Annotated in this window: 18 protein-coding genes and 1 pseudogene; 18 read left to right on the forward strand and 1 reads right to left on the reverse strand. The window is 64.9% G+C overall.

The genetic code is table 11. The features are described 5' to 3' along the window. Positions 1-87: 87 nt before the first annotated feature. The 6 genes and pseudogenes from ACVWW6_RS13680 (at position 88) to ACVWW6_RS13705 (ending at position 5,652) form a co-directional block, all read left to right on the forward strand. Positions 88-570: a DUF992 domain-containing protein gene (locus ACVWW6_RS13680; protein WP_456680864.1), complete on the forward strand. Its 483-nt coding sequence runs from the start codon at positions 88-90 to the stop codon at positions 568-570. Positions 571-720: 150 nt separating this feature from the next. Beyond that, the gene (locus tag ACVWW6_RS13685; protein ID WP_011090149.1) at positions 721-2,769 is read left to right on the forward strand and encodes an elongation factor G; all 2,049 of its coding nucleotides are present in this window, start codon (positions 721-723) and stop codon (positions 2,767-2,769) included. A 152-nt stretch (positions 2,770-2,921) separates the two neighbouring features. Then, positions 2,922-3,296, forward strand: a pseudogene (locus ACVWW6_RS13690) (sodium-independent anion transporter); the annotation flags it as partial. Between the two features lie 130 nt (positions 3,297-3,426). Continuing rightward, positions 3,427-4,266 (forward strand): shikimate dehydrogenase, encoded by an 840-nt coding sequence (locus tag ACVWW6_RS13695; RefSeq protein WP_456680865.1) that lies wholly within the window; start codon positions 3,427-3,429, stop codon positions 4,264-4,266. Between the two features lie 56 nt (positions 4,267-4,322). Continuing rightward, positions 4,323-4,949 carry a hypothetical protein gene (locus tag ACVWW6_RS13700; RefSeq protein WP_456680866.1) on the forward strand — a complete coding sequence of 209 codons (627 nt, stop codon included), beginning with the start codon at positions 4,323-4,325 and terminating at the stop codon, positions 4,947-4,949. A gap of 97 nt (positions 4,950-5,046) precedes the next feature. Continuing rightward, positions 5,047-5,652 carry a single stranded DNA-binding domain-containing protein gene (locus tag ACVWW6_RS13705; protein WP_162185899.1) on the forward strand — a complete coding sequence of 202 codons (606 nt, stop codon included), beginning with the start codon at positions 5,047-5,049 and terminating at the stop codon, positions 5,650-5,652. A 328-nt stretch (positions 5,653-5,980) separates the two neighbouring features. On the opposite strand, the gene ACVWW6_RS13710 is transcribed toward ACVWW6_RS13705, so the two are convergent. Further along, positions 5,981-7,117 (reverse strand): alpha-hydroxy acid oxidase, encoded by a 1,137-nt coding sequence (locus ACVWW6_RS13710; protein WP_011090144.1) that lies wholly within the window; start codon positions 7,115-7,117, stop codon positions 5,981-5,983. A gap of 107 nt (positions 7,118-7,224) precedes the next feature. Between ACVWW6_RS13710 and ACVWW6_RS13715 the strand changes: the two genes are divergently transcribed. From ACVWW6_RS13715 to ACVWW6_RS13770, 12 genes are all read left to right on the forward strand, one after another. Continuing rightward, positions 7,225-7,392, forward strand: coding sequence for a hypothetical protein (locus ACVWW6_RS13715; protein ID WP_165448176.1), 168 nt, complete (start codon positions 7,225-7,227; stop codon positions 7,390-7,392). A 221-nt stretch (positions 7,393-7,613) separates the two neighbouring features. Next, positions 7,614-8,957, forward strand: coding sequence for a phosphoglucosamine mutase (gene glmM / locus ACVWW6_RS13720; protein ID WP_028174702.1), 1,344 nt, complete (start codon positions 7,614-7,616; stop codon positions 8,955-8,957). 259 nt (positions 8,958-9,216) lie between these two features. Beyond that, positions 9,217-10,467 (forward strand): MFS transporter, encoded by a 1,251-nt coding sequence (locus tag ACVWW6_RS13725; RefSeq protein ID WP_038965428.1) that lies wholly within the window; start codon positions 9,217-9,219, stop codon positions 10,465-10,467. A gap of 228 nt (positions 10,468-10,695) precedes the next feature. Further along, positions 10,696-11,538, forward strand: a complete 843-nt coding sequence (locus ACVWW6_RS13730; protein WP_028174704.1) for an outer membrane protein — start codon at positions 10,696-10,698, stop codon at positions 11,536-11,538. Between the two features lie 169 nt (positions 11,539-11,707). After that, complete coding sequence (locus tag ACVWW6_RS13735) at positions 11,708-12,604, forward strand: outer membrane protein (protein WP_011090140.1); 897 nt, start codon at positions 11,708-11,710, stop codon at positions 12,602-12,604. A 75-nt stretch (positions 12,605-12,679) separates the two neighbouring features. Further along, positions 12,680-13,270 carry a glutathione S-transferase family protein gene (locus ACVWW6_RS13740; protein ID WP_456680867.1) on the forward strand — a complete coding sequence of 197 codons (591 nt, stop codon included), beginning with the start codon at positions 12,680-12,682 and terminating at the stop codon, positions 13,268-13,270. 16 nt (positions 13,271-13,286) lie between these two features. Then, positions 13,287-13,751 carry a GNAT family N-acetyltransferase gene (locus ACVWW6_RS13745; protein WP_304548372.1) on the forward strand — a complete coding sequence of 155 codons (465 nt, stop codon included), beginning with the start codon at positions 13,287-13,289 and terminating at the stop codon, positions 13,749-13,751. Positions 13,752-14,022: 271 nt separating this feature from the next. Then, positions 14,023-14,214 (forward strand): hypothetical protein, encoded by a 192-nt coding sequence (locus ACVWW6_RS13750; protein WP_456680868.1) that lies wholly within the window; start codon positions 14,023-14,025, stop codon positions 14,212-14,214. A 79-nt stretch (positions 14,215-14,293) separates the two neighbouring features. After that, positions 14,294-15,466, forward strand: a complete 1,173-nt coding sequence (locus tag ACVWW6_RS13755; protein WP_456680869.1) for a phosphoserine transaminase — start codon at positions 14,294-14,296, stop codon at positions 15,464-15,466. Between the two features lie 201 nt (positions 15,467-15,667). Further along, the gene (gene serA / locus ACVWW6_RS13760) at positions 15,668-17,257 is read left to right on the forward strand and encodes a phosphoglycerate dehydrogenase (RefSeq protein ID WP_011090136.1); all 1,590 of its coding nucleotides are present in this window, start codon (positions 15,668-15,670) and stop codon (positions 17,255-17,257) included. A gap of 248 nt (positions 17,258-17,505) precedes the next feature. After that, positions 17,506-18,678 (forward strand): thiolase family protein, encoded by a 1,173-nt coding sequence (locus ACVWW6_RS13765; protein WP_028174708.1) that lies wholly within the window; start codon positions 17,506-17,508, stop codon positions 18,676-18,678. A gap of 274 nt (positions 18,679-18,952) precedes the next feature. After that, the gene (locus ACVWW6_RS13770; protein ID WP_456680870.1) at positions 18,953-20,506 is read left to right on the forward strand and encodes an FAD-dependent monooxygenase; all 1,554 of its coding nucleotides are present in this window, start codon (positions 18,953-18,955) and stop codon (positions 20,504-20,506) included. The last annotated feature ends 13 nt before the right edge of the window (positions 20,507-20,519 follow it).

Here is a 20,519-nt window from a genome sequence, read left to right on the forward strand (position 1 = left end):
CCACTACGACTCTTGTGGCATAGAACGTCGCGCCTCGCTTGCAGGCGCGACTCTCTGCTCGCATCACATTCATCGCCGGAGACATTCATGCGCCGTTCGTTCATCTTCGCCGGGCTCACTGCCGCCAGCCTCGTTGCCTCCGTCGCAAACAGCGACGCTCAGCAGCAGCGGATGGTCCGGGTTGGCGTGCTCGAATGCCGCGGCGGTGCCAGCGTTGGCTTCATCGTGGGATCGGTGACCAATCTCGGCTGCGTCCTGCGTGCCGACGGTTTGCCGGAGGATCGCTATGTCGCGACCATCCGCAAAGTCGGTCTCGACATCGGCATCACCCAGGAGACGACGCTGGCCTGGGGCGTGTTCGCGCCGGTCGACCGGCTCGGCCCCGGCGATCTCTCCGGCAATTATGCCGGCGCGCAGGGCAGCGCTTCGGTCGGCGTCGGTATCGGTGGCAATGCGCTGGTCGGCGGCTCCAACAATTCGATCGCGCTCCAGCCGCTCAGCGTGCAGGGCCAGGTCGGACTCAACGTCGCCGCCGGCCTCGAAAGCCTGGAACTCCGCCCCGGCCGTTAACAATTATGCGTGTGATCGCGCCGTTCCACCGGCGCGATCACAAGGACGCACCGCAGCGACGTTTGACGCTTGCCAAATCTCGGGGACGGGCAGAGCATCCGCGTTTGCCGACCCAATCATGGGCCGAGCTCCACACCAAGGAGGCGGCGAATGGGACAAGACGTCAGAAGTCCCCGAGGTCCACGGTGCATTGCGCTGGTGGGCCCATTCCAAAGCGGTAAAACCACACTTCTTGAAGCGATATTGGCACGAACGGGCGCAATCCCGCGTGCCGGCAGCGTCGATGCCGGAACTTCCGTCGGCGACGCGACGCCCGAGGCCCGTCATCACAAGATGACCGTCGGCCTCACTGCCGCCACCACGAGTTTCATGGGCGACAGCTACACCTTCCTCGACTGTCCCGGTTCCGTCGAATTCGCCCACGACATGCGCGCCGCGTTGCCCGCGGTCGATGCCGCGGTCGTGGTCTGCGAAGCCGACGAGAAGAAGCTGCCCCAGCTTCAGATCATCCTGCGCGAGCTGGAGGAGCTGAAGATTCCGCGTTTCCTGTTCCTCAACAAGATCGACCGCGCCAACAAGCGCATCCGCGAGACGCTCGCAACGCTCCAGCCCGCCTCGCGCGTGCCGCTGGTGCTGCGCCAGATCCCGATCTGGAAGGACGAGTTGATCGAGGGCTTCGTCGATCTCGCGCTGGAGCGCGCTTTCATCTATCGCGAGCACAAGGCCTCCGAGGTCATCGCGCTCGCAGGCGGCGATCGCGACCGCGAGAAGGAGGCCCGCTTCTCGATGCTGGAGAAGCTCGCCGACCACGACGATGCGCTGATGGAACAACTGCTCGAAGACATCCAGCCGCCGCGCGACGCCGTGTTCGACGATCTCGCCCGCGAATTGCGCGAAGGGCTGATCTGCCCGGTGCTGCTCGGCGCCGCGGCGCGCGAAAACGGCGTGCTGCGCCTGATGAAGGCGCTGCGCCACGAGGCGCCGGGTGTTGCGGAGACTGCAAAGCGTCTCGGCGCACCGGAGAGCAAGGACGCGCTTGGCTACGTCTTCAAGACGCTGCATTCGCAGCATGGCGGAAAGCTGTCGCTGACGCGGCTGCTCGCCGGCCATCTCGACGACGGTGCCACGCTGCAATCCTCCTCCGGCGGCGCGGGGCGCATCTCCGGCATCCTCGCCGTCAACGGTGCCTACGACACCAAGCGCGCCGCGGCGGAAGCCGGCGACACGGTCGCGCTCGCCAAGCTCGATCCGGTCAAGACCGGCGACATGGTCTCGAGCGGCAAGACCCAGCCGGCGGCGCTGGTCACGGCAGAACCGACATCGGCAGTGCTTGCGATCTCGGTCGCGGCCACCGACCGCAAGGACGACGTCAAGCTCGGCCAGGCGCTGACGCGGCTGCATGAGGAGGATCCCTCGCTCATGGTCGTGCAGAACGCAAAGACCCACGACACCGTGCTGTGGGGCCAGGGCGAGATGCATCTGCGCGTCGCCAGCGAACGCCTGCGCGATCGCTTCGGCGTCAAGGTCACCTCGCAGCCGCCCGCGATCGGCTATCAGGAGACCATCCGCAAGCCGATCACCCAGCGCGGGCGTCACAAGAAGCAGTCCGGCGGCCACGGCCAGTTCGGCGATGTCGTGCTCGACATCAAGCCGCTGCCGCGTGGCGACGGCTTCAAATTCGCCGAGAAGGTGGTGGGCGGCGCGGTGCCGCGCAACTACATCCCGGCGGTGGAAGAAGGTGTCGTCGACGGGCTCACGCGCGGTCCGCTCGGTTTCCCCGTTACCGACGTGCAGGTGACGCTGACCGATGGCTCCTATCACAGCGTCGATTCCTCCGATCTCGCCTTCCGCACCGCCGCGCGGGTCGGACTTAATGAAGGCCTGCCGCAATGCCAGCCGGTATTGCTGGAGCCGATCCACGTGGTCGAGATTGTCTGCCCGACGGATGCCACCGCCAAGATCAACGCGATCCTGTCGGCGCGGCGCGGCCAGATCCTCGGCTTCGACACCCGCGACGGCTGGAGCGGTTGGGACTGCGTCCGCGCCATGATGCCGGAAGCCGAGATCGGCGAGCTGATCGTCGAGCTGCGCTCGGCCACGGCTGGCGCCGGCAGCTTCACCCGTACGTTCGACCACATGGCCGAAGTCACGGGCCGCGCCGCCGACCAGATCATCGCCGCGCATCAGCACGCGGCGTGACTCTGTCTCTCGCGCAGTGAGGGAAGCACGCTCTCTCACTCCCTCTCCCCGTTCTTACGGGGAGAGGTGGGGTGAGGGGCTGTATCCACGCGCACGGCGAAAGTTGGACTCACGCAGCCTCCTCCTCTCCGTCATTGCGAGCGCAGCGAAGCAATCCAGACTGTCTGGTCGATCGCGACGTGCTGGTCTATCGCATCACCGGCGCGTTTCTCTTCGACGCCGCCTCCGCGATCGGAAGCGTGCTCGACGGCATCGCCGACAAGCGCAAGGGCTTGGTGGTCGATTTCGCCGCGGTGCCGTTCCTGGATTCGACGGCGGCCAACGTGCTCGGTCGCGTCGCCGCCAAGGCCCACCGCCGGGGCATCCGGCTGCTCATCACCGGCGCCTCGCCCGCCGTCCGCCGCGCGCTGCTCACCCTTGGCGTCACCCCGCCCCGCGCGCGCTATCGCGTGACCATCGCGCGCGCGGTCGCCGACATCAAGGGCGGCGCGGCTCTGTCCGCGGCCGATGATATGGCCGCGACCTGACGGCGCGCACCTTCTCAAGCCGGCGCCGCATCACGGCCTTGCGGAAGCGCTGTGCGGGAATCGTGCCCGCGCGCTTGACAGAGCCCGCGGGACGCGAAATGGATCGCCTCCGATACGATCCGGGGAGAAGATGACCGTGACCAAGGCTCCCGCAGCCTGTTTGATCGGATGGCCCGCCGCGCATTCGCGCTCGCCGCTGATCCATCATTATTGGCTGCGCACGCTCGGTATCGCCGGCGGCTATGTCATCGAGGCCGTCCCGCCCGAGGATCTCCGCGATTTCGTGCTGCGGCTGTCGCTGCGCGGCTTCGTCGGCGCCAACGTCACCATCCCGCACAAGGAGGGCGTGCTGGCGCTGTCGACGCCAGATGCGCGCGCCAAGGCCGTCGGCGCCGCCAACACGCTGTGGTTCGAGGACGGCGAGCTGCGCTCGACCAACACCGACGTCGAGGGCTTCATCAACAATCTCGATGCCAGCGCGCCCGGCTGGGACACGGCCGAGGAGGCGCTGGTGCTCGGGGCCGGCGGCTCCGCGCGCGCGGTCGTGTTCGGCCTGCGCGAGCGCGGCATCAAACGCATCCATCTCGCCAATCGCACCATCGCGCGGGCCGAGACGCTGGCGAAGCAGTTCGGGCCGAACGTGCAGCCCGTTACGTGGGACGGGATCGACGACGTGCTGCCGCGTGCAAAACTTCTCGTGAACACGACCTCGCTCGGCATGCGCGGTCAGCCTTCACTCGATGTTGATGTTGCACGCCTGCCGCAGGCGGCCGTCGTCGCCGATCTCGTCTATGTTCCCCTGGTGACGCCGCTGCTCGCCGCAGCAAAGGCACGCGGCCTCAGGACCGCCGACGGTCTCGGCATGCTGCTGCACCAGGCCGTGCGCGGCTTCGAGCTGTGGTTCGGCCGGCGGCCGCGGGTCACGGCCGAGCTGCGCGCATTGGTCGAGGCCGATCTCACAAAGTCTTGAAAGAATAGCGCGCGGTCTTCGGAGTTCTCTATCCGTGGGGACAATCGGAGACCATCATGTCTGTTCAACGTGCAACTTTCACACGTCCGCTCATCGCCGTCGCGATGGTGGCCGCTTCCACCCTCTATGCCTTCGCGCAAAGGGCGCCGGTGCCGACGCGGGTGCGCGGCACGATCGAGAGCGTCAACGGCGACATCCTGCAGGTCAAGTCGCGCAGCGGCGAGGACGTCAAGCTCCACATCGCCTCCGATGTGCGCGTGTCCGGCATTACCAAAATTTCACTCGCCGACATCAAGCCCGGCTCCTTCGTCGGCGCCACCACCGTGCCGGGACCTGACGGCGGCGACAATGCCGTCGAGGTGCATGTGTTTCCGGAGAGCATGCGCGGCACCGGCGAAGGCTCGCGCCCCTATGACCTCAAGCCCAACTCGAGCATGACCAACGCCACGGTGTCGGAGAGCGTGGTCGGCAGCGACGGCCATACGCTGCTGGTCAAGTACAAGGACGGCGAGAAGAAGGTGTTCGTCCCCGACAACACGCCGGTGGTGACCTTCGTGCCCGGCGACAAGACCGACCTGAAGGCCGGCGCCAAGGTGATCGCCTTCATGAAGCAGTTGCCGGACGGCTCGTTCGAGACCAACCGCGTCAACGTCGGGCGCGACGGCCTCACGCCGCCGATGTGATCGTCACGGCCGGGAATAGCGGCGGTCACACGGGGTTGCCGTGTTTGACCGTCGCAACTCCCTGGAGGGGATAATCATGCCGAAGCTGAACACCTGGATGCCGCGTGCCGTCGCGGCAGCCTTCGCGACCTTTATCGCTGTTTCCTCTGTCTCGGCGCAGCAGGCGCCGACGGTGCGCATCCGCGGCACCATCGCGAACGTCGACGGCAACATGCTCGACATCAAGACGCGTGAAGGCAGCGACGTGAATGTGCGCATGACCGACAACGTCGCGGTCTTCGCCGTGGTGAAGACGGAGCTGTCGGAGATCAAGGAAGGCTCCTATATCGGCGTCACCGCCATGCCGGAGCCCGACGGCACCCAGAGGGCGATCGCGGTGCATATCTTCCCGGAGAACCAGCGCGGCGCGGCCGAAGGTTTTCGGCCCTGGGACGCGCGCGCCAACTCGACCATGACCAATGCCACCGTGACGCAGACCGTGAAGGGCACCGACGGTCAGAACATCACGGTGAAATACAAGGACGGCGAGAAGAAAGTCGTGGTGCCGCCGGATACCCCGATCGTCAGCTTCGTCGCCAGCGACAGGTCCGAGATCAAGCCGGGCGCCAAGCTGATCATCTTCGGCGCGGCGAAGAAGGAGGACGGCTCGCTGGAAGCGAACCGCGTCAACGTCGGCAGGGACGGGATTACGCCGCCGATGTGAGGGGGCGAGATATGAGGCGCGACTACTGCCACAAATTCCGTCGTCCCGGACAAGCGCGCCCTTAGGCGCGCGCAGATCCGGGATCCATAACCACAAGATGAAGTTGTTGCGCGAAGCAGGTCACTCCGAGTCCCCGTAACCGCGCCTGCCTGTGGTTATGGATCCCGGCCTGCGCCGGGACGACAGCCGAGATTGTGGAGGCTTTCGAGCGCCTCGGAATCGTAGGGTGGGCAAAGGTGTGCCTGCGCCGTGCCCACCATCGATCCGCAGACCTGCAGGATGGTGGGCACGCTTTCGCTTTGCCCACCCTACGGCACCGACGCTGCGGTCACACCGCGATGATGTGATCGTCGATCTCCTCGATCCTGTTGACGCCGCACAGGCCCATGGTCGTCAGCAGTTCCTTCTGGATGATGTCGATCGCCTTGGCGACGCCGGCCTGGCCGCCGGCCCCTAAGCCATAGGCATAGGCGCGGCCGATCATGCAGGACTTTGCGCCGAGCGCGAGCGCGCGCATCACGTCCTGGCCGGAGCGGATGCCGCCGTCGAACATGATCTCCATCCTGTCACCGACAGCATCGACGATCTCGGGCAGCACCTCGATCGAGGACGGTGCGCCGTCGAGCTGCCGGCCGCCATGGTTGGAGACCACGATCGCCTGCGCGCCGGTCTTCGCGGCGAGTTCGGCGTCCTCGACATCGAGAATGCCCTTCAGGACCAGCTTGCCCGGCCAGATGCTGCGGATCCAATCGATGTCGTTCCAGTTCAGCGAGGTGTCGAACTGCGAGTTGATCCAGGTCGACAGCGACGTGATGTCGTCGCTGACCTTCAGGTGGCCGGCGAGATTGCCGAAGGTGCGGCGCTTGCCCTGCAACACACCCGACACCCAGGCCGGCTTGGTGGCGAAATCGATCAGCTTCGAGAGCGACCATTCCGGCGGCACGGTCATGCCGTTCTTGATGTCCTGGTGGCGCTGGCCGATCACCTGGAGATCGACGGTCAGCACCAGCGCCGAGCATTTCGCCGCGATCGCGCGTTCGATCAGCGCCTTGATGAAGCCGCGGTCCTTCATCACGTAGAGCTGGAACCAGAACGGCTTCTCGACACTGGCGGCGATGTCCTCGATCGAGCAGATCGACATCGTCGACTGCGTGAACGGGATGCCGGCGGCCTGTGCGGCGCGGCAGGCGTGGATCTCGCCGTCGCCATGCTGCATGCCCAGCAGGCCCACGGGCGCGAGCACCAGCGGCATGGTCGAGGTCTCGCCGAGGATCGTGGTCGAGGTGTCGCGCTTGGAGACGTCGACCAGGATGCGCTGGCGGAACTTGATCGCCTGCATGTCCTCGCGGTTGGCGCGCAGCGTTTCCTCGGCATAGGAGCCGCGGTCGCAATAATCGAAGAACGCCTTCGGCACGCGGCGCTTATGCAGCGCGCGAAGATCGTCGATACAGGTGATGTGCTTCATGAACGTGTCCCCGGGCCCGTCTCGTATCCGAAAGTCTTGCATCGGAAGATCGAGGGGTCATCTAGCATGGTTGGATGCACAGCCAAATCGTTTGAGAGGAGGGTGCCATGACGAGACCGCACGCCGCACCGACACCGGAAGAGATCAAGGAGAAAAAGGATCTCGAGGACGCCCTGGAGGAGGGCCTCGAAGAGACCTTCCCGGGCTCGGATCCCGTCAACGTCACCCAGCCGGCGCCGAGCCGCGGCGACGGCCATGTGAAGCGCTCCAAATAGGGGCGGGTTCCGCCCCATTTCGGTTCCCTAACGGGAAATATAGTGTTAACAATTAGTTAGCGGGCCGAAGGCGGCCCCTATTCCGTAATGATTAATCACATTTTTTGAAGCCAAGTTAGCCGTGATGGCCTTATAAGACCTCAGCAAATCAGGGATGCGGGGCCCGTTCGGGCACTCCGTGGTTGTAGAGGGGATTCCCTGGTTGTTGCGTGGGGGACGATATGAGCCGCAAATATTTCGGGACGGACGGGATTAGGGGCCGCGCCAACGGACTGATCACGCCGGAGCTCGCGCTCAAGGTCGGCCAGGCCGCGGGCCTTGCGTTTCAGCGCGGTGACCACCGCCATCGGGTCGTGATCGGCAAGGACACCCGCCTGTCCGGCTACATGATCGAATATGCGATGGTCGCCGGCTTCACCTCGGTCGGCATGGACGTGCTGCTGGTCGGCCCGATGCCGACGCCGGCGGTTGCGATGCTGACCAAGTCGATGCGCGCCGATCTCGGCGTGATGATCTCGGCCTCGCACAATTTGTTCGAGGACAACGGCATCAAGCTGTTCGGTCCGCAGGGCTTCAAGCTCTCCGACGACGTCGAGAAGCAGATCGAGCAGCTGCTCGACGAGCCCATCGACAAGCGGCTGGCGCAGAGCGCGAGCCTCGGCCGCGCCCGCCGTATCGACGGCGTGCATGACCGCTACATCGAATTCGCCAAGCGCACGCTGCCGCGCGATCTGTCGCTCGACGGGCTGCGCGTCGTCGTCGATTGCGCCAACGGCGCCGCCTACAAGGTGGTGCCGGAAGCGCTGTGGGAGCTGGGCGCCGACGTGGTGCCGATCGGCGTCGAGCCCGATGGCTTCAACATCAACAAGGATTGCGGCTCGACTTCGCCGGAAGCGCTGTCGAAGAAGGTGCGCGAGATGCGCGCCGACATCGGCATTGCGCTGGACGGTGACGCCGATCGCGTCATCCTGGTCGACGAGCGCGGCCATGTCGTCGACGGCGACCAGCTGCTCGCGGTGATCGCGCAGAGCTGGAAGGAAGACGGCCGGCTGTCGCGGCCGGGCATCGTCGCCACCGTGATGTCCAATCTCGGGCTCGAGCGCTTCCTGAAAGGGCAGGGGCTCGATCTCGTGCGCACGCCGGTCGGCGACCGCTACGTGCTCGAGCAGATGCTGAGCGGCGGCTACAATCTCGGTGGCGAGCAGTCCGGCCACATCATCCTGTCCGACTACGCCACCACCGGCGACGGCTTCGTTGCCGCCTTGCAGGTGCTGGCCGTGGTGCAGAAGTCGCGCCGGCCGGTGTCGGAAGTCTGCCACCGCTTCGATCCGCTGCCGCAGATCCTCAAGAACGTCCGGCACAAAGGCGGCAAGCCGCTCGACGATTCCGACGTCAAATCGGCGATCTCCGACGGCGAGAAGCGCCTCAACGGCCATGGCCGCCTGCTGATCCGCTCCTCCGGCACCGAGCCCGTGATCCGCGTCATGGGCGAAGGCGAGGACCGCATCCTGGTCGAGGACGTCGTCGACACGATCGTCTCGGCGCTCGGACAGGCGGCGGCCTGAGCTCTTCCTTCTCCCCTTGTGGGAGAAGGTGGCGCGAAGCGCCGGATGAGGGGTTCTATCCCTGACCACAGCTGCTAGATCGACTCGCGGAGGCAGACCCCTCACCCGTCTCGCCGCTGCGCGGCGATCCACCCTCTCCCACAAGGGGAGAGGGGCAGACGAGCGCATCCCAGCTATCGACGTTTGGCGGTGGTTCCACCGCCGCTTGCATCGTAACTAGCGGATGCGGCGGTTCGCCGCGCCTCCTGGGATTGGTCCGTTGAACAAGCCAGTCGTCGTACCTGCGGAAACGCTGACCGAGCCCGTCGTCGTCAGCGACGTGGCGCCCGCTGCCGCCAGGGCTGCGGGGCCGGCCTATGTCGTGCTCGCCGGCATCAGCTTCTCGCACTTCCTCAACGACACCATGCAGTCGCTGATCGCCTCGGTGTACCCGATCCTGAAGGACACCTACGCGCTCGACTTCGCGCAGATCGGCATGATCACGCTGGCCTTCCAGTTCACGGCCTCGCTGCTTCAGCCGGTGGTCGGGCACTACACCGACAAGAAGGCGCAGCCTTATTCGCTGGCGATCGGCATGGCCTCGACCTTCTTCGGTCTCTTGCTGCTCAGCGCCGCGCACCAATATCTCGTCATCCTCGTCGCCGCTGCGCTGGTCGGTCTCGGCTCGGCGGTGTTTCATCCGGAATCCGCGCGCATCGCGCGGCTCGCCTCCGGCGGCCGCTACGGCTTCGCGCAATCGGTGTTCCAGCTCGGCGGCAGCTTCGGCACGTCGATGGGCCCGGTGCTGGCGGCGCTGATCGTGGTGCCGTTCGGGCAGGGCAGCATCGCCTGGTTCTCCTCGATCGCGTTCCTTGCCATCGTCGTTCTCTGGCGCATCGGCCGCTGGTACGCGCCGCAGATCAAGGCGAAGAAGACGGCGGCGGTTCAAGCCCATCCTGACGCGCCGAGTTCGCGCCGCGTCGCGGTCGCGCTGCTCGTGCTGGTGGCCCTGCTGTTCTCGAAGCAGCTCTACGTCTCGAGCCTGTCGAGCTACTACATCTTCTATCTGATCGACCGCTTCGGCGTGTCGACGCAGGCCGCGCAGATCTATCTCTTCGTCTTCCTTGCCGCGAACGCGGTCGGCGCGTTTCTCGGTGGTCCGCTCGGGGATCGCTTCGGGCGCAAGATCGTGATCTGGATCTCGATTCTGGGCGCGCTGCCGTTCACGCTGGCGCTGCCTTATGCCGGGCTCCACGCCAGCGCGGTGCTCAGCGTCATCATCGGCCTGATCATCTCGTCGACGACGTCGTCGATCATCGTGTTCGCGCAGGAACTGGTGCCGCACCGCTTCGGCATGATCTCCGGCGTGTTCTTCGGCGTCGCCTTCGGCATCGGAGGCCTCGGCGCGGCCGTGCTCGGCAAGCTCGCCGACCACACCTCGATCGAGTTCGTCTATCAGGTCTGCGCTTACCTCCCGGCGATCGGGCTGCTCGCCGTGTTCCTGCCAAAACTGCCGCGGCACGCGCGTTAACAGATCCTTTTTTGCAGCAACGCGGCTTCATACATCGTTAGCAAATGAGGACAAAGGGCGCTGCATTTTTGCAACGCTTCCGCCGCATCCGCGTGTACAGTCAGAAAAAATCAACCTTAAAAATTAGGGTTAAGTGGCGCTTAAACATTTGCTGCCATCGTCCGGGCCGTGAGTTTCCAGAACGTGAGGCGTCTGCATTTTGCCTCACCGGCCATAAGGACGAAGCCAATGCGTAGCGTTAAGTCTCTCCTTGCCGCGGGTGCGGCATCCCTGATCTCGTCGATGGCGTTCGCCGCCGATATGCCGATCGCGGCGCCCCCTCCCATGTACGCGCCGCCGGCTCCGCCCGCCGACTTCGGCGGCTGGTATCTGCGCGGTGACATCGGCATGACCAACCAGCGCGCCAAGAGCATCGAGGCCACCGTAGCGCCCGGGTTTACGAAGACGACGGAGGGACTCGGCTTCGACTCGTCCCCGCTGTTCGACCTCGGCGTCGGCTATCGCTTCAACAACTGGTTTCGTGCGGACGTGATCGGCCAGTACCGGGGCAAGGCCAACCTGCATGGTGCGGACAACGTCATTGGGCCCGGCTTCGTCGGTTCCGACAACTACAGCGGCAGCAAGTCCGAGTGGGTCGTCATGGCCAACGCCTATGTCGATCTCGGCACCTGGTGGTGCATCACCCCGTTCATCGGCGCCGGTGTCGGCGGCTCCTACAACAAGATCAGCGGCTTCCGCGACGACGGCATTGCCTATCTCGCCGCACTGACCCCGACCCCGAGCGCCAGCGTTGCCTACTTCGCCGACAGCGGAAAGTGGAACTTCGCCTGGGCCGCCCACGCCGGTCTCGCCTACAAGGTCAATCCCGGGTTCACCGTCGAACTGGCCTACAGCTACATGAACCTCGGCGACGCGGCGCCCGGCAACTTCCGCTTGTTCGACAACAGCGCTTCGGGCCCGACCTCGATCAAGCTCAAGGAGCTCACCTCGCACGACCTCAAGCTCGGCGTGCGCTGGGATCTCAACAGCCCGCCGGCCTACGTGCCGCCGCCGCTCGTCACCAAGGGCTGATCGTCAGCCTCATCGGTTAGGACTTCTTAACGGCGCGGGATCATCCCGCGCCGTTTTGCTTTGCGTATTTTTCATTGCTCGCGGCGACGAAGGGCTCCGGCGCAACCATTGGTTAAGGTTAACGAGCCATGATCATGGCGAAAGTTCGAGTTCGATTTGGAGCGTTGCAATGCGTAGGCTTTGGTTGGTGGCGGCGGTGTTCGGATCTGTATCCGCCGCACACGCGGCCGACATGCCGGATCTGCCCGTCCTGCGCGGCGGCTTCACCGACGGTCTGTCCAAGACGTCCCATCGTTGGGATGGCGCCTATGTCGGCGTCAATGGCGGCTACACGGCCGACGCGACCGATTTCAGCCAGAGCGTCGTCGGCCTGACCAATTTCATTTTCCGCGACAGCGTGCTGCAGCAGCCGACCGCGAATTGGTCGCTGATGAACAAGACCAACACGCAGAGCACAAATTTCGGCGCCTTCGTCGGCCGCAACTGGCAATGGTACGATGCCATTCTCGGTCTTGAGGGCACCTACAGCTACTTCAACAACCTCTCGACGCTCACGTCGGGCACCAACTCGCTCACGATCGTCAACCCGCCCGGCGACGCGCACGCTGCGAACGTCACCGACAATTATGACGTGACGCTGACCGGCACTGCCGCGGCGAAAGTCAAGGACATGATCACGCTCCGGGGCCGGGTGGGTTGGGACGGCGGCGATTTCATGCCGTATGCCTTCATGGGCGCTGCGGTCGGCCGAATGGACGTGTCCCGCTCGGTGACGAGCATTGTGGATTTGCGTCAGGATGTGACGAATACGATTGTCGTCGGCGGCGCCACGTTGACCACGACCACCTTCGGAGCGCCGCAGGCCGTTCCGGCTCAGTCTCAGTCGCAGACTCAGCGTCGAACCAACGCATTCGCGGTGGGCTGGACCGCCGGCCTCGGCGTCGAATACTGCATCTGGGACGGTCTGTTCGCGCGCGTGGAATACGAATACGTGAAATTCTCGCCGGTCATGAACACCTCGGTGACGCTGAACAATGCGCGCGTCGGACTCGGCTACAAGTTCTGACGCTGCATCGCCGCAGCGCGGTTGACAGATTCCCTCCGTCCTGATGCTCTGTCGCTCCGAAGCGGGGCGGCAGCGATGAAGATCTACGGCGATACCAACTCCGGCAATTGTCTCAAGGTGAAGTGGGTCTGCGACAAGCTCGCATTGCCCTACGACTGGATCGACATCGACACCCGCAAGGGCGAGACGCGTACGCCGCAATTTCTGGCGATGAACGGTGCCGGCCAGGTGCCGACCGTTGCGTTCGACGACGGCCGCACGCTGGCGCAATCCAATGCCATCATCCGCTATCTCGCCCGCGACAGCGCGCTGATCCCGCGCGACGCCTTTACTGCTGCCAAGATGGATGAATGGCTGTTCTGGGAGCAGTACAGCCACGAGCCCTATATCGCGGTGTGCCGCTTTCAGCTCGTCTACCTCGGCAAGGACGCCTCCGAGCTCGATCCCGAAAAGGTCAAGCGCGGCTATGCGGCGCTCGACCGCATGGAGCAGCATCTCTCCGGCAGCCGCTTCTTCGCCGGCGAAGCGGTTTCGCTCGCCGACGTCTCGCTGCTCGCTTATACGCGCGTCGCGCATGAGGGCGGCTTCGATCTTGCTCGCTACGCGGCGGTCCGCCGCTGGATCGGCGAAGTCGAGACCTTTCTCGGCCTGCCGCCGGCGCGCTGAGTCCTGGAGTTTCCGTATGAACGCCAAATCCGTCTCCATTCGTCGCGCGCGCCGCGAGGACGTCGCTGCGATCGTGGCGATGCTCGCCGACGATCATCTCGGGCGCGGCCGCGAGCGCGTGGAGGAGCCGCTGCCTGCCGCCTATTACGAGGCGTTCGCGCGGGTCGAGCGCGATCCAAATCTCATGCTGGTGGTTGCCGAGAGCGAGGGCAGGGTGGTCGGCTGCCTGCAACTTGCTGTTCTGGCAGGCATCAGCTCGCAAGGCGGCATCCGCGGTCTGCTCGAAGACGTGCGCGTTGCCGCCGATTGTCGCAGCCGCGGCATCGGCGAGCAATTGGTGCAATGGGCCATCGCGGAAGCGAAAGCGCGTGGCTGTAACCTGGTCGAGCTGTTGACGCATCAGACGCGAGTGGACGCGCAGCGCTTCTACAAGCGGCTCGGGTTCACGGCGAGTCATGTCGGCATGACTGTCCGCTTTTGAGGCAGTAAGAGCGTTTTCGAGCGAAGTGGATACCGGTTCGCGTAAAGAAAACGCGTCAACACAAAAATCAAGAGCCCCATTCCGATTGTATCGGAATGGGGCTCCGGTCGCGCGCCTTGCGTAATCAGCGAATTCGGATCGCGCATTCGTTCATGTTAAGAGCCGGTAAACTACCCAGCCGTCGTTCACGTTGAGCCGGGAACGAACGGTGCTACGGCAGCGTCAGACACCGAGCTCGGTCGGTTCGGGGATTTCGATGACAAGCTATTCGATGATCAAGGTCGGCAACGACTATGTTGTGCAGGCCAATGACAAATGCATTTTGAAGGTCGGCAGCCGACGCAAAGCCGCGCAATTGATCAGCGAGGCCACGGACTTGCTGAACGCGCTCGCCAGGGTTGAATCCCCCGATATCGCGCCGGAAGTGCCATCACTCGCGCGTGAGGTGCCGGAACTTCCTTGACGACTCTTCCCGTTTCCCGTATCAGCCGCGGCGGGACACCTCCCCCCAACGGGAGGCTTACTATCTGGAAGGGTAGAATATGACTGTAGCGAAGCCCGCTTCGCGGCCCAACGTGCCGCATTTCTCCTCCGGCCCCTGCGCCAAGCGCCCCGGCTGGAATGCCCAAAATCTCAAGGACGCAGCGCTCGGCCGTTCGCATCGCGCGAAGGTCGGCAAGACCAAGCTCAAGCTCGCGATCGATCTGACGCGCGAAGTGCTTGAAGTGCCGGCCGATTATCGCATCGGCATCGTGCCGGCCTCCGATACCGGCGCGGTCGAGATGGCGCTGTGGTCGCTGCTTGGTGCGCGGCCCGTCACCACGCTCGCCTGGGAATCCTTCGGCGAAGGCTGGGTCAGCGACATCGTCAAGGAATTGAAGCTCAAGGACGTCACCAAGCTCAATGCGGCCTATGGTGAAATCCCCGATCTCTCCAAGGTCGATCCGAAGTCGGACGTCGTCTTCACCTGGAACGGCACCACCTCAGGCGTGCGCGTCCCGAACGCCGACTGGATCAGCGCGACCCGCGAAGGCCTGACCATTTGCGACGCCACCTCGGCGGCGTTCGCGCAGGCCCTCGACTGGGCCAAGCTCGACGTCGTCACCTTCTCCTGGCAGAAGGCGCTCGGCGGCGAAGCCGCGCACGGCATGCTGATCCTGTCGCCCCGCGCGGTGGAGCGGCTCGAGACCTACAAGCCGGCCTGGCCGCTGCCGAAGATCTTCCGCATGACCAAGGGCGGCAAGATCAACGAAGGCATCTTCGTCGGCGAGACAATCAACACGCCGTCGATGCTCTGTGTCGAGGACTATCTCGACGCGCTGAACTGGGCCAAGTCGATCGGTGGCCTCAAGGCGCTGATCGCGCGCGCCGACGCCAACACCAAGGTGCTGGCCGACTGGAAGGCGAGGACGCCCTGGATCGACTTCCTGGCCAAGGACGCTTCGATCCGCTCCAACACCTCGGTGTGCCTGAAGTTCATCGATCCCGCGCTCACCGCGCTCTCGGACGATGCGCAGGCCGAGTTCTCCAAGAAGCTGGTCGCGCTGGTCGAGAAGGAAGGCGCCGGCTACGACTTCGCCTACTATCGCGATGCACCGGCCGGCTTGCGCATCTGGTGCGGCGCCACTGTCGAGGCCAGGGACGTCGAGCTCCTGACCCAGTGGATCGACTGGGCCTTCGCTGAGACCAAGGCGCAGCTCGCCAAGGCGGCGTGAGCTCTTAGCCTCTCCCCGTCCTTACGGGGAGAGGCCGGATTGCGCAGCAATCCGGGTGAGGGGCTCTCTCCGCGAGTACCTTCGCCTGTGGCTGCCCCTCACCCCAACTCTCCCCGTAAGAACGGGGAGAGGGAGAAGAAACAGCATCACCCTGCTCCCGAAGGCCGCCCCTCTTTGCGAGGAAGGTAGAGGATCATTCCCATGACCAAACCCAAAGTTCTCATTTCCGACGCGCTCTCGCCCGCCGCCGTGCAGATCTTCAAGGATCGCGGCATCGAGGTCGACTTCCAGCCCAATCTCGGCAAGGACAAGGACAAGCTCGCCGAGATCATCGGCAATTACGACGGCCTCGCGATCCGCTCCGCGACCAAGGCGACCGCCAAGATCCTCGAGAAGGCAACCAACCTCAAGGTGATCGGCCGCGCCGGCATCGGCGTCGACAACGTCGAGATCCCCGCCGCCACGGCCAAGGGCATCATCGTGATGAACACGCCGTTCGGCAATTCGATCACGACCGCCGAGCACGCCATCACCCTGATGCTCGCGCTCGCCCGCGAGATCCCGCAGGCCGACGCCTCGACCCAGGCCGGCAAGTGGGAGAAGAACCGCTTCATGGGCGTCGAGATCACCGGCAAGGTGTTAGGGGTGGTCGGCTGCGGCAATATCGGCTCGATCGTCGCGGACCGCGCGCTCGGCCTGCGCATGAAGGTGGTCGCGTTCGATCCGTTCCTGTCGCCGGAGCGCGCCAAGGACATCGGCGTCGAGAAGGTCGATCTCGACGACCTCCTCAAGCGCGCCGACTTCATCACGCTGCACACCCCGCTGACCGAGAAGACCAAGAACATCATCGATGCTGCCGCGATCGCCAAGATGAAGAAGGGCGTGCGCCTGATCAACTGCGCCCGCGGCGGTCTCGTCGACGAGCAGGCGGTGGTTGATGCGCTGAATTCCAAGCACATCGCGGGCGCCGCCTTCGACGTCTTCGTCGAGGAGCCCGCGAATACCAACGTGCTGTTCGGCCATCCCAACGTGATCTGCACGCCGCATCTCGGCGCCTCCACCACCGAAGCGCAGGAGAACGTCGCGCTCCAGGTCGCCGAGCAGATGTCGGACTATCTGCTCACCGGCGCCATCTCGAACGCGGTCAACTTCCCCTCGATCACGGCGGAAGAAGCGCCGAAGCTGAAGCCGTTCATCGCGCTCGCCGAGAAGCTCGGCTCGTTCGCCGGCCAGCTCACCGAGAGCGGCATCCTCAAGGTCGAGATCACCTATGAGGGCCATGTTGCCGAGATGAAGATCAAGGCGATCACCTCCGCCGTGCTGTCGGGCCTGCTGCGGCCGATGCTGGGCGAGGTCAACGTGGTGTCCGCGCCCGTGGTCGCCAAGGAGCGCGGCATGGTGGTGGACGAGATCGTGCGCGCCGCCCAGAGCGACTATGAGAGCCTGATCACCGTCACGGTGGCGACCGAGCGCCAGGAGCGCTCGGTCTCCGGCACCGTGTATCATGACGGCAAGCCGCGCCTCGTCGACGTCAAGGGCATCCGCGTCGACGCCGAGTTCGGCAAGTCGATGATCTACGTGACCAACGAGGACAAGCCCGGCTTCATCGGCGCGTTCGCGAGCCTGCTTGGCGCCGCCAAGCTCAACATCGCGACCTTCCATCTCGGCCGCGTCAAGCTGGGCGGCGACGCCATCGCGCTGGTCGAGGTCGACGGCGCGGTGCCGGCCGACGTGCTCGCCAAGGTGCAGGCGCTGCCGCAGGTCAAGCAGGCCAAGGCGCTGACGTTCTGACACTCCGTCATTCCGGGGCACGCGAAGAGTAAACTCCGGTGCGCAATTGCGCACCTGAGAATCTCGAGATTTCGGGTTCGGCTCTTCGAGCCGCCCCGGAATGACGCGTATCATATATTCCGACCCGCGGAACAACGCCGCCTCCCTCACCGGGGGCGGCGTTTTTATTTCTCCCGCAGCCTTCCAACTTTGTGTACCAATGGCGACCAGGACGCTCCGTTCAAAATCGTTCGACAAGGGAGAAAACAATGCGTGAAGCCGTCATCGTTTCCTATGCGCGCACGGGTCTTGCGAAATCCGGCCGCGGCGGGTTCAACATCACGCCGCCGATGTCGCTCGCGGCCCACGCCATCCGCCACGCGGTCGATCGCGCCGGCGTCGACAAGGACTATGTCGAGGACTGCTACCTCGGCAATTGCGCCCACGGCGCGCCGAACATCGGCCGCCAGGCCGCTCTGCTCGCCGGCCTGCCGAAGACCACCGCCGGCGTCTCGGTGAACCGCTTCTGCTCCTCAGGGCTCCAGACCATCGCGATGGCCGCCAACTCGATCCGCTCCGACGGCGCCGACTGCATCGTCGCCGGCGGCGTCGAGAGCATTTCCATTCCGGGCGGCGGCTCGCCGAAGGAATGGGTCGATCCTGAGCTGCTCAAGGTTGCGCCCGACATCTTCATGGCGATGATCGACACCGCCGACATCGTCGCCGAGCGCTACAAGCTCAGCCGCGAATACCAGGACGAGTTCTCGCTGGAATCGCAGCGCCGCATGGCCGCGGCCCAGCAGGCGAACAAGTTCAAGGACGAGATCGTCCCGATGAAGACCAAGATGAAGGTCGTCGACAAGCAGACCAAGGCGGAGAGCATCGTCGACTACGTCGTCGACCGTGACGAGTGCAACCGGCCCGAGACCACGCTAGAGGGCCTTGCCAAGCTCGAGCCGGTGAAGGGCCCCGGCAAGTTCGTCACCGCCGGCAATGCCAGCCAGCTCTCGGACGGCGCCGCCGCCGTCGTCCTGATGGAAGCCAAGGACGCCGAGAAGCGCGGCCTCAAGCCGCTCGGCCGCTTCGTCGCCTGGGCGACCGCCGGCTGCGAGCCCGACGAGATGGGCATCGGCCCGGTGTTCGCGATTCCGAAGCTTCTGAAGCGCACCGGCCTCAAGATCGACGACATCGATCTGTGGGAGCTCAACGAGGCCTTCGCCAGCCAGTGCCTGTATTGCCGCGACCAGCTCGGCATCGATCCCGCCAAGTACAACGTCAATGGCGGCTCGATCGCGATCGGCCATCCCTTCGGCATGACCGGCGCACGTCTCACCGGCCACCTGCTCCAGGAAGGCGCGCGCCGCAAGGCGAAGTGGGGCGTGGTGACGATGTGCATCGGCGGCGGCCAGGGTGGCGCCGGCCTGTTCGAGATCTACAGCTGATCCGGGCCACATGAATGTGAAAGGCACGGCGCCGCAAGCGCCGTGCCTTTTTCGTTGCAGATCGATCGTCACGAAACTATATCACTTCTGTCGGAAAAGGCAGACTTGGTCTGGTAAGCCCAAGTCCTTTCGGTAACGAAAGCTCTGGTCTTTGGCCTTGTGCACGAGATCCCCGCGACGAACATCGGACGCCACCAGGGCGCCCAATCGTTCGTCCGTGTGATTCTCAAGCCCAGGGAACGCTCCGGTCGAACATCGACCACAGGAGCGTCTCATGCCCGATCAATCCTCGATTCCATACGATGTCGTCATTGCCGGTGCCGGTCCCGTCGGCCTGTTTCTCGCGTGCGAGTTGCGGCTCGCCGGTCTCCAGGTGCTGGTGCTGGAGCAATCGCGAGATTCGCATTCGGCCCTGAAGCAACTCCCGTTTGGCCTGCGCGGTCTTTCGATCTCCACACTCGAGGCCTTTCACCGGCGTGGCCTGCTGGAAGAGATCGTGGCCGCGCAGCAGCCCGCCTCAGGCGCGATCAAGCGTGCAGCCCACTGGATGCAGCAGACGCGACGGCCCGCGGGTCATTTCGCCGGCATCCAGTTCTATCAGGACAACATCGATGCCGCGAAGTGGTCCTGGCGTCTGCCAACGTCAGCCGACGCCAACCTCGCCGTCGATATGGAAACGCTCGAATCCGTTCTGGCCGCGCGCGCATGCAGCATGGGCGTCGAGATCCGGCGCGGTTTTGCCGTGAATGCCGTTGTCGCCTCGAGCGAAGACGTGACAGTGCAGGCGGCCGGCGAGACCTTCCGGGGACGCTGGCTCGTCGGATGCGACGGCGGCCGCAGCACGGTGCGCAAGATCGGTGGCTTTGACTTCGTCGGCACCGACCCCGAGTTCACGGGCTATTCCATCGACGTCGAGCTGGCCGATCCGGACAGGCTTCGCCAGGGCCGCAACCACACGCCCGCCGGCATGTATACCTATGCGCAGCCCGGGACGATCGCGATGGTCGATTTCGACGGCGGAGCTTTCCACCGCACCGAGCCGATCACACGCGAGCATGTGCAGAGCGTCCTGCGTCGCGTCTCCTGCACCGACGTCACCGTCACGGCGCTTCGGCTCGCCGCCACCTGGACGGATCGGGCCCATCAGGCAACCACGTATCGCAGAGGGCGTGTGCTCCTGGCGGGCGACGCTGCCCACATCCATTCGCCGCTGGGCGGCCAGGGCCTCAATCTCGGTCTTGGCGATGCGATGAACCTGGGCTGGAAGCTGGCGGCGACGATCTGCGGCGGCGCACCGGCCGATCTCCTCGACAGCTATTCGCGCGAGCGGCATCCTGTGGGCGCGCAAATCCTCGACTGGTCGCGCGCGCAGGTCGCGATCATGCGGCCGACACCGAGCACCCGCGCGCTCCAAGCCATCATTCGCGATCTCATCGAGACGCGGGACGGTGCGACCTATTTCGCCGAGCGCGTGCGCGGCGTTTCGCTCCGCTACGATCTCGGCGGCAGCCATCCGCTTGTCGGCCGGAGTGCTCCCGATTTCGAATTCGCTGACGGGACGACGGTCGGAGAACGTCTCAGGACGGCGAAAGGGTTATTGCTGGACTTCGGCTCCCGTGCGTCGCTGCGGATGCTTGCAAGCCGCTGGGGCGACCGGATCACATATGTCGCCGATGACGCGAAGGACCGGCTGGGCCTGAGTGCAGCGTTGGTGCGCCCCGACGGCTTCGTCGCGTGGGCCTGCGACGGTACGCCCGACGATGAGGAGATTGCTCAGGCCGCGTCGCGATGGTTCGGCCAATCCATGGAGGCGCAAGCATTTCCCTGAGCGCCTCGCAGCG

This window comes from Bradyrhizobium sp. USDA 3311 (assembly GCF_054062495.1).